This is a genomic window from Pseudomonas sp. P5_A2_2 (genome assembly GCF_054177685.1).
The window spans coordinates 1-7,859 of record NZ_JBGCUL010000149.1 but is presented as its reverse complement, the minus strand read 5'-3'; the positions used below and the strand labels follow the sequence as shown (position 1 = coordinate 7,859).

General features: G+C 60.9%; 4 protein-coding genes. 1 reads left to right on the top strand and 3 read right to left on the bottom strand.

The genetic code is table 11. The features are described from left to right. From ACXRVY_RS11980 to ACXRVY_RS11970, 3 genes are all read right to left on the bottom strand, one after another. A partial coding sequence (locus ACXRVY_RS11980; protein WP_458237457.1) for a cation:dicarboxylate symporter family transporter occupies positions 1-389 on the bottom strand: 389 nt, incomplete at its 3' end. Positions 390-738: 349 nt separating this feature from the next. After that, positions 739-1,992 (bottom strand): serine hydroxymethyltransferase, encoded by a 1,254-nt coding sequence (gene glyA, locus ACXRVY_RS11975; RefSeq protein WP_458237456.1) that lies wholly within the window; start codon positions 1,990-1,992, stop codon positions 739-741. Between the two features lie 209 nt (positions 1,993-2,201). Further along, positions 2,202-6,050 (bottom strand): sensor domain-containing protein, encoded by a 3,849-nt coding sequence (locus ACXRVY_RS11970; protein ID WP_223461056.1) that lies wholly within the window; start codon positions 6,048-6,050, stop codon positions 2,202-2,204. 276 nt (positions 6,051-6,326) lie between these two features. On the opposite strand from ACXRVY_RS11970, the gene ettA reads away from it, so the two are divergent. Then, on the top strand, positions 6,327-7,859 hold a 1,533-nt coding region (ettA, locus tag ACXRVY_RS11965), incomplete at its 3' end, for an energy-dependent translational throttle protein EttA (RefSeq protein ID WP_458237455.1).

Sequence of the window (7,859 nt, the reverse complement as noted above, 5' to 3'; positions counted from 1 at the left end):
GTTGTGTGCATGTGCTGACCGCGCTGGGCAATGTCGCCCATATCGGCTGCGGAAAGCTGCTCCAGGTGAATGTTCGCACCGCTGCCGATACCGGTGCTGAAGGCGAATACCAGTCCGATCACCAGAGCGATGGTGGTCAGCACTTCAAAGTAGATCACCGATTTCAGACCGATTCGGCCGACCTTCTTCAGGTCGCCGGCACCGCYGATGCCACTGACCACTACGCAAAACACAATCAGGCCGATGAGCATTTTGATCAGCTTGATGAAACCGTCACCGAGTGGTTTGAGCTGAGCGGAGTATTCGGGAAGGGTCAGCCCGCAGACGATGCCGAGCACCAGTCCGAGAACCACTTGGAGGAAGATTGAACGCGAGCACCATCTGAGCATGGGAGGAATCCTGGTCGGTGTCCTGGCTGCCGTGCGCAGGGCGCATCGACTTCAGGACTTAATTATTGTGGTCTTACCGGTATGTCCAGTGCAGGCGCAGTCTAGGCGCTATTTTTGGGTGTTCGCAAGTAAAAATTAGAAAATTGGCATGACCGGTCTGACCAGTGGTGCTGGTCCTGTAGGAGCGAGCCTGCTCGCGATGGCTTCAATGACAATGCGTTGAACCAGCAAGCACGCGTTACCGTTGACGACCTTCGCGAGCAAGCTCGCTCCTACACAGGTGTTTCGCAGGCGAAAAAAAACCGGCCATCTCTGGCCGGTTTTTTTAACTGCGGTTTAGCGGGGCTGATTAAGCGCCGTACACCGGCAGTTTCTTGCAGATGGCCTTGACCTTCTCACGAACGGCGTCGATCACCGCTTCGTTGTTCAGGTCAGCCAGGATGTCGCAGATCCAGCCGGCCAATTCCTTGCACTCTGCTTCCTTGAAGCCGCGAGTGGTCACAGCCGGAGTACCGAAGCGCAGGCCGGAAGTGACGAACGGAGAGCGTGGGTCGTTTGGCACGGAGTTCTTGTTCACGGTGATGAACGCTTTGCCCAGAGCGGCGTCGGCGTCTTTACCGGAGATTTCCTGCTTGATCAGCGACAGCAGGAACAGGTGGTTCTGAGTACCGCCGGAAACCACGTCGAAGCCGCGTTCGATGAACACGCCGGCCATGGCCTGGGCGTTCTTCACCACTTGCTGCTGGTAAACCTTGAACTCAGGCTGCAGCGCTTCCTTGAAGCAGATCGCTTTAGCGGCGATCACGTGCTCCAGCGGGCCGCCCTGGGCGCCCGGGAATACGGCGGAGTTCAGTTTCTTCTCGATGTCGGCGTTGGCGCGAGCCAGGATCAGGCCGCCACGTGGACCGCGCAGGGTCTTGTGGGTGGTGGTGGTCACCACGTCAGCGAAAGGAACCGGGTTCGGGTAGACGCCAGCGGCGACCAGACCGGCCACGTGGGCCATGTCGACGAACAGGTAAGCGCCAACCTTGTCGGCGATTGCACGGARGCGCGGGAAGTCGAGGATCTGCGAGTAGGCAGAGAAACCGGCCACGATCATTTTTGGCTTGTGCTCGACAGCCAGCCGCTCGACTTCGTCGTAGTCGATCAGGCCGTTGGCATCGATGCCGTACTGGATGGCGTTGTACAGCTTGCCGGAAGACGAAACGCTGGCACCGTGGGTCAGGTGACCACCGTGGGCCAGGCTCATGCCCAGGATGGTGTCGCCAGCAGACAGCAGGGCCAGGTAAACGGCGCTGTTGGCTTGCGAACCGGCGTGCGGCTGAACGTTGGCGTAGTCGGCACCGAACAGCTCTTTTGCTCGATCAATTGCAAGCTGCTCGACGATGTCGACGTACTCGCAACCGCCGTAGTAGCGCTTGCCCGGGTAACCTTCGGCGTACTTGTTGGTCAGTACCGAGCCTTGAGCTTCCATCACCGCTGGGCTGGTGTAGTTTTCCGAAGCGATCAGCTCGATGTGTTCTTCCTGGCGCTGAGCTTCTTGCTCCATGGCGGCAAAAAGGTCGGCGTCGTACTTGGCAATAGTCAMATCACGGCTGAACATGGCGGTCCTCAAGGATCGGGGGCGGAAARGGGGGGCATTCTAACCCAATGGGTTTTAGATGGCATATGAAACGGCATCATGTCGCAGACAAGTGGTGTTCATGCGGGGATTAGCGGTGATCGTGCCGGCCCCATCGTCGGAACGCCGCCCGGAGCAAGCTCGCTCCGGGCGGCGTTCCGACGATGAGGCCAGTAGCCGCGCCGCAAATCTCAGTCGAACATGAACAGCGCATCATTGCTGAACTGCCCTTCGAACCGAGCCGCCGGCATYGGGCGACCGAACAGGTAACCCTGCACCTCGTCGCAACCGTGCTCCCTCAGGAAGTCCAGCTGCTCATGGGTTTCCACACCTTCGGCGATCACCGCCAGGTTCAGGCTGTGGGCCATGGCGATGATTGCCCGGGCGATCTGCGCATCCTGCTCACCCGACGGCAGGCCGTCGACGAAGGTGCGGTCGATCTTCAGTACGTCGATCGGGAACTGCTTGAGGTAGTTGAGCGATGAGTAACCGGTACCGAAATCGTCGACCGCAATGCTCAGGCCGAGGTTTTTCAGGCCATCGAGAATCTGCATCGCCTCGCTGACTTCGCGCATCAGGATACTTTCGGTCAGTTCCAGTTCCAGGCACGCCGGCGGCAGGCCGGTTTCCTTGAGGATGGTGGCGATTCGCGTGCCGAGCTGGCCATCGGAGAACTGCCGCGCCGAGATGTTCACCGACACCTTCGGCACCCGTACCCTGGCCTGATGCCAGGCCTTGAGTTGGCGGCAGGCTTCGCTGATCACCCAGTCGCCGACATCCACCACCAGCCCGAGCTCTTCGAGCACCGGAATGAAATCCCCCGGCGGCACCAGACCGCGGCGTGGATGGCGCCAGCGCAGTAGCGCCTCGGCACCGGTCAGGCGCTTGCCGTCACCGCTGAACTGCGGCTGGTAATACAGCACGAATTCGTTCTGTTCCAGGGCATGGCGCAAGTCGCTTTCCAGTTCCAGTCGCTCCAGGGCGCTGGCATTCATGTCCGCCTGATAGAACTGGAAGTTGTTCTTGCCGCGCTCCTTGGCGTGGTACATCGCCGTGTCGGCATTCTTCATCAGCTGGCTGAGTTCGTTGCCATCCTGCGGGCTCAGGGCGATGCCGATACTGGCCGTGACGAAGAATTCGCGGCCTTCGAGCACGAACGGTTTCACCAGGCTGGCGAGAATCTGCTCGGCCACATGAATCGCCCGGTTCAGGGCGATTTCACGGTTGGCTCGCGGTTGCAGGAGCAAGGTGAATTCATCACCGCCCATGCGCGCCACGGTATCGTCATCGTCGACGCAACCGAGCAGGCGCGTGGCCATTTCCTTGAGCATGCGGTCGCCGGCAGCGTGGCCGAGGGAGTCGTTGATCGGCTTGAAGCGATCGAGATCGAGGAACATCAGCACCACCCACGACTTCTGCCGTTCGGCCGATTGCAACGCCGTGTGCAGGCGATCCTGGAACAGCGATCGGTTGGGCAGGTGTGTCAGGGCGTCGTAGTAGGCGAGGCGGTGAATCCGCTGCTCGCTGGCCTTGCGCTCGCTGATGTCGCTGAAGAAACATACATAGCTGGCCAAGTCGCCTTCGTCATCGAGTACGGCGGTGATCCCGACCCAGGCCGGGTAGTGCTCGCCATTGCGACGCTTGAGCCAGACTTCGCCTTCCCAGGTGCTGTGCTGGCCCAATTGCTTGAGTACGTAACGCAGGTGGGATTCCTGTTGCTCGTCGACGGTCAGCATGTTCGGCAACTGGTCGAGGACCTGCTCCACGGCATAGCCGCTGACACGGCTGAAGGCCTCGTTGGCCTGGACGATGTAGCCGGCCGGGTCGGTGATCAGGATCGCCGAGGTCGAGTGTTCGAATACCGTGGCGGCCATGCGCAAGTCTTTTTCCGCCCGGCGTTGCTGGCTGATGTCGCGGCCGACGCCGAGCACGCCTTCGAACGTACCCTGTTCGTCCCAGACCAATACCAGGCGCAGTTCGATCGGGATCTTGCGCCCGTCGGCCCGCAGGCAATCGAACAGGAACAGTTGGGTTTGCACCTGGCTGCGCAGCAGCGCCAGTTGGTCCGGCTGATCCAGCGCTTTGCTGACCCGGTCCATCAGGTGGTAGATGCCAGTCAGTTGTTGCGGGTTGGCGATGGTCGATTGCCAGCCGTTCTGGAAAATCCACTCGGCGTCGTAACCCAGCACCGCTTGCACCGAAGGGCTGACGTAATTGAGGTTGAGGCGGCTGTCGGTGGAGAAAATCACATCGCTGATGCTTTCGGCGAGCATCCGGTAGCGCTGCTCGCTGTCGCGCAGGGATTCACTGGCTTCGATCTGGTCGGTGATGTCCTTGGCAACGCCGATGATCCGCGTGACCTGGTCCTCCTTGTCCCGGGCCAGTGCCTGCTCGCGAATCTCGAAGCGTCGCCACTGGCCGTCCCGATGGCGGAAGCGCAACTGGCACTGCATCAACTGGCGATAACCGGCCTGGCGCTGGACCTGGCGGGAGCGATGGTAATAGTCGGCGTCTTCGGGATGCAGGAGGATTTCCCAGAAGTATTCGCCCATCTGGTGCAGCTCGGTGCGGTTGTAACCCAGGGTCTGGCCCAGATGATGGTTGCTGTAGATCATGCGCTGGCTGATCACATCCTGCACATACAGGTGATCCGGTACGGTGCGCACCACGTCCGACCAAAATCCTTCGCGCTCCTGCAGTGACAGTTCGATGAGCTTGCGGCTGGTGATGTCGGTGATGCTCAGGATCACCGCGTTATAGTCGTCCTGGGTTTGCGGCAGGCGCAGCACCAGCCATAGATGCTGGTCGCGACCGCTGGCATCCTGCAGTTTGATTTCCAGCTCGAGCTGTTGCTGCTGGTTGAGCATCGCGTCGAGCACCTGGTTGCCGATGGCGGTGCCGTCCTGCGGATGGCCGTCGATCAGCAGTTTCCAGGCTTTGTCGGCGCTATCGACATTAAGCAATTGCAGCGCGACCTGGTTGACCGCGGTGATCCGCAGTTCCTTGAGCAATTGCCGGCGTTGTTCCGGGATCGCCAGCCACGCGTGCAGTTGCTCGCTGCCCTGCAGTTGTGCCTTGTCGAAAAAGACCTTGAGCCCGGACATGTCGAGGACACACAAAGCCACGCCGGTGCCTTCGAAAATGTCCTGATAACGCCGGCGGCCTTCACTCAATTGGCGCTGACGCCGGCGCATGTTCAGCAAGGCGATGAACGGCAGCATGGAAAACGCCAGGCCCAGCAGACATTTGCCGATGAACGCCGGCAGCAGCTCTTCCAGCACGCGCTGGCGGTCGAACAAGCCGCGCAGTTGCCAATCGCTGCTGCTCAGCGGCACCGTCAGCACGCTGTTGGCGACATCGTCCTCGGTCAGCGTGCCCGGATTGACCGAGGGCAGCGCATCGTCGCGGCTGATGACCTGATGATTGATGCGGTTCTCCACCAGCCACATTGGGCGGCGGCCGGCCTCGCTTTGCTTGGTCAAGGACGAAAAAAAGCTGGGGGGCAGGCGCAAGACCCAATAGCCTCGGGAACTGCCGCTGGCCTGATGCAGCAATAAATGCACCACGGAACCGTCGGAGGCGTTGCTGAAGTAGTGCGTCTGGGCGTGGCTGCGGCGTACCAGTTCAGCCAGGTAGTCGCTGTCATCGCTGTCCGGAGCGCTGTCACTGATGACTCTTCCCGAGGGGCTGAGCAATGCCAGGCTGCGCAGATCAGGCAGCGACTGTTGCAGCTTGCGCAGCAGCGCCTGCAGCTCATCGGCGTCATGCGGTTGCTCGACGATCGGCAGCAGGTTGAGGGCGATCTGCGCGTTGAGCGCCATGTTCAGGCTGACCTGCGCGGCCAGATCGGCGGTGTAGTCGATGGTGTATTGACGCTGGTTTTTCTGGGTTTCGCGCAACTGATCGAGCAATTGCCAGAACAACAGGGCCAGCAGCAATAGTGCGAGTGTCGCCAAGGCGCCCTTCAAGGTCCCGCGCAGGGGGGAGCCGGGCGCTGTGGCCGGCTCACTGGAAGTCAGGGGCGGAGGGACATTGGACAAGCTGTAATCCTGCGGTTTGGCTGGACTGGCGCGACGTGCACTATAAGCCGGACGCCCGAAGGGCGGCTAGCATGCCTTGAGTTGTGGCGAAGTGCCAGCCCCTGCCCGTCGGCTGGACTGCCATCTGTCATTAAGGTAGCTTTGCCGGTTACGCGGGAGCGTTCCAGCTCCTAGACTCAGACTTTTTCAGCGTCGCCTCACGCAGGCGACGCGCACGGTCTGGCCGGGCATCGCCTGCGCTCCAATCATTCATCAGTCACTGACCCTAGGTTCTCCATGGCTCAATACGTATTCACCATGCATCGGCTGGGCAAAGTTGTTCCGCCGAAGCGGGAAATCCTGAAAAACATTTCTCTGTCTTTCTTCCCCGGCGCCAAGATCGGCGTGCTCGGCCTCAACGGTTCGGGTAAGTCCACGCTGCTGAAAATCATGGCCGGCGTCGACACCGAGTTCGAGGGCGAGGCCCGCCCAATGCCGGAGCTGAACATTGGCTACCTGCCGCAGGAACCACAACTGGATCCGACCAAGACCGTGCGTGAAGTGGTCGAGGAAGCGGTCAGCGTGATCAAGGACGCCCAGGCGCGCCTGGACGAGGTCTACGCGGCCTACGCCGATCCGGATGCCGACTTCGACAAACTGGCGGCTGAACAGGCCAAGCTCGAAGCGATCCTGCAAGCCAGCGACGGTCACAACCTGGAGCGCCAGCTGGAAGTCGCCGCCGACGCGTTGCGTCTGCCGGCCTGGGATGCCAGGGTCGAAGTTCTGTCCGGTGGTGAAAAGCGTCGTGTAGCCCTGTGCCGCCTGCTGCTGTCCGCCCCGGACATGCTGCTGCTCGACGAACCGACCAACCACCTGGACGCCGATTCCGTCGCCTGGCTTGAGCACTTCCTGCACGACTTCCCGGGTACCGTGGTAGCGATCACGCACGACCGTTACTTCCTGGACAACGTTGCCGGCTGGATTCTGGAACTGGACCGCGGCGCGGGCATTCCTTACGAGGGCAACTATTCGGGTTGGCTGGAAGCCAAGTCCGATCGTCTGGCTGCAGAATCCAAGCAGCAGTCGGCCCACGAAAAAGCCATGAAGGAAGAACTGGAGTGGGTGCGCAAAGGCGCCAAGGCCCGCCAGTCCAAATCCAAGGCCCGTCTGCAACGCTTCGAAGAAATGCAGTCGCAGGAATTCCAGAAGCGCAGCGAGACCAACGAGATCTACATCCCGGCCGGTCCGCGCCTGGGCGACAAGGTCATCGAATTCAAGAACGTCACCAAGGGCTACGGCGACCGCGTGCTGATCGACAACCTGTCGTTCTCCATGCCTAAAGGCGCCATCGTTGGTGTGATCGGCGGTAACGGTGCCGGTAAGTCGACCCTGTTCCGCATGCTGATGGGCAAGGAAACGCCGGATTCGGGCAGCATCGAAGTCGGTGAAACCGTGCAGCTTGCCTGTGTGGATCAGAGCCGCGAGGATCTGGACGGCAGCAAGACCGTGTTCCAGCAGATCTCCGACGGTTCCGACCAGATCCGCATCGGCAACTACGAGATCCCGTCGCGTACCTACGTCGGTCGCTTCAACTTCAAGGGCGGCGATCAGCAGAAGTTCGTCAAGGACCTGTCCGGTGGTGAGCGCGGTCGCTTGCACCTGGCCCTGACCCTGAAAGAGGGCGGCAACGTCCTGCTGCTCGACGAACCGTCCAACGACCTCGACGTCGAAACCCTGCGTTCCCTGGAAGAAGCCCTGCTGGACTTCCCGGGCGCCGCCATTGTGATCTCTCACGATCGGTGGTTCCTTGACCGCGTCGCGACGCACATC